The following is a 2281-nucleotide window of genomic DNA, read 5'->3' as shown; positions in this document are numbered from 1 at the left end:
GCCTTCTTCAGCTCCTCCACCCAGGCGACCAGCAGCTCGACCCGCTCGTGGTCGCGGCTGCCGCCGAGGTTCAGGTGCCGGGCGATCTCGGCGTAGCGCGCCACGCCCTTCGGCCGGTCGTACTGGCTGAACGCCGTCTGCTTGGTCGGGATGTCCGCCGCGTTGTAGCGGATCACGTTGGCGATCAGCAGCGCGTTGGCGATCCCGTGCGGCAGGTGGAACTCGGCGCCGAGCTTGTGCGCCATCGAGTGGCACACCCCCAGGAAGGCGTTGGCAAACGCGATGCCGGCCATCGTCGCGGCGTTGTGCACCAGCTCGCGCGCCTTCGGATCCCTGGCCCCGTTGGCGTAGGCCGAGGGCAGGTTCTCCTTCAACAGCTTCAGCGCCTGCAGCGCCTGCCCGTCGGTGTACTCGTTGGCCACCACCGAGACGTACGCCTCCAGCGCGTGCGTCACCGCGTCGATGCCGCCGGCCGCCGTCAGCCCCTTCGGCATGCCCATCACCAGATTGGCGTCGACGATCGCCATCGTCGGCGTCAGCTCGTAATCGGCGATCGGGTACTTGATGCCGGTGCGCTCGTCGGTCACCACCGCGAACGGCGTCACCTCCGAGCCGGTGCCCGAGGTGGTCGGCACCGCCACGAACGTCGCCTTCGCGCCCAGCTTGGGGAAGCGGTAGATGCGCTTGCGGATGTCCATGAAGCGCAGGGCGAGATCCTCGAACGCCACGTCCGGCGCCTCGTACATCACCCACATGATCTTCGCCGCGTCCATCGGCGAGCCGCCGCCCAGCGCCAGGATCACGTCGGGCTGGAAGGCGGTGGCCAGCGCCAGCCCCTTGCGCACCACCGCCAGCGTCGGGTCGGCATTGACCTCGAAGAAGGTCTCGACCTCCAGGCCGAGTCCCTTGAGCAGGCGCACCGTCTCCGAGACGTGGCCGTTCTCGAACAGGAAGCGGTCGGTGACGATCAGGCAGCGCTTCCTGCCGCGCAACTCCTCCAGCGCGAAGGGCAGGCAGCCGCGGCGGAAGTAGATCGCCTTGGGCAGCTTGTGCCACAGCATGTTCTCGGCCCGTTTGGCCAGCGTCTTGCGGTTCAGCAGGTGCCGCGGCCCGACGTTCTCCGAGATCGAGTTGCCGCCCCACGAGCCGCAGCCCAGCGTCAGCGACGGGGCGAGCCGGAAGTTGTAGAGGTCGCCGATGCCGCCCTGGCTGGACGGCGTGTTGATCAGGATGCGCGCGGTCTTCATGCGCTCGCCGAAGACGCGCAGCCGTTCGGTCTGCTGGTCCTGGTCGGTGTAGAGCGCCGAGGTGTGGCCGATGCCGCCCAGCGCCACCAGCGCCGCCGCCGTGTCGCAGGCGTGCGTGAAGTCCTTGGCGCGGTAGAGGGCCAGGGTGGGGGAGAGCTTCTCGTGGGCGAAGGGCTCGGCCTCGGACACGTCCTCGACCTCGGCGATCAGCACCTTGGTGGCGGCGGGCACGCTGATCCCGGCCATGGCGGCGATGCTCTGCGCCGACTGGCCGACGATGTCGGCGTTGAGGTGGCCGTCCACCAGCAGCACCTTGCGGACGGCGTCGGCTTCCTTGGCGCTGAGGATGTGGCCGCCGTGGTGGGCGAAGCGGTCGCGCACCGCCTCGTACACGCTGTCCACGACGATGGCCGACTGCTCGGAGGCGCAAACGACGCCGTTGTCGAAGGTCTTGGACATCAGGATGGAGGCCACCGCGCGCTTGATGTCGGCGAACTCGTCGATGACCGCCGGGGTGTTGCCGGCGCCGACGCCGATGGCCGGCTTGCCCGAGGAGTAGGCGGCCTTGACCATGCCCGGGCCGCCGGTGGCGAGGATCAGGCTGATGTCCGGGTGGTGCATGACGGCGTTGGACAGCTCGAGCGACGGCTCGTCGATCCAGCCGATGATGTCGGCCGGGGCGCCGGCGGCGACGGCGGCTTCCAGCACGATGCGGGCGGCCTCGCAGGTCGCCTTGCGGGCGCGCGGGTGGGGGGAGAAGACGATGCCGTTGCGGGTCTTCAGGCTGATCAGCGCCTTGAAGATGGCGGTGGAGGTCGGGTTGGTGGTGGGGACGATGGCGCAGATCAGGCCGACCGGCTCGGCGATGGTGAGGATGCCGGCCTCGCGGTCTTCCGACAGGACGCCGCAGGTCTTCTCGTCCTTGTAGGCGTTGTAGATGTACTCGGAGGCAAAGTGGTTCTTGATCACCTTGTCTTCCATGACGCCCATGCGGGTCTCCGCGACCGCCAGCCTGGCGAGCGGGATGCGGGCGT

General features: G+C 69.0%; 1 protein-coding gene. It reads right to left on the bottom strand.

Features of this window, described 5'->3' with window-relative positions; all coding sequences use genetic code 11:
• A partial coding sequence (adhE, locus tag TSO221_RS34610; protein ID WP_109122973.1) for a bifunctional acetaldehyde-CoA/alcohol dehydrogenase occupies window positions 1-2281 on the bottom strand: 2281 nt, incomplete at both ends.

The organism is Azospirillum sp. TSO22-1, assembly GCF_003116015.1.
Lineage (GTDB): Bacteria > Pseudomonadota > Alphaproteobacteria > Azospirillales > Azospirillaceae > Azospirillum.
Note: the sequence above shows the minus strand (reverse complement) of the source record. Positions and strands in the feature narration are given on the sequence as shown.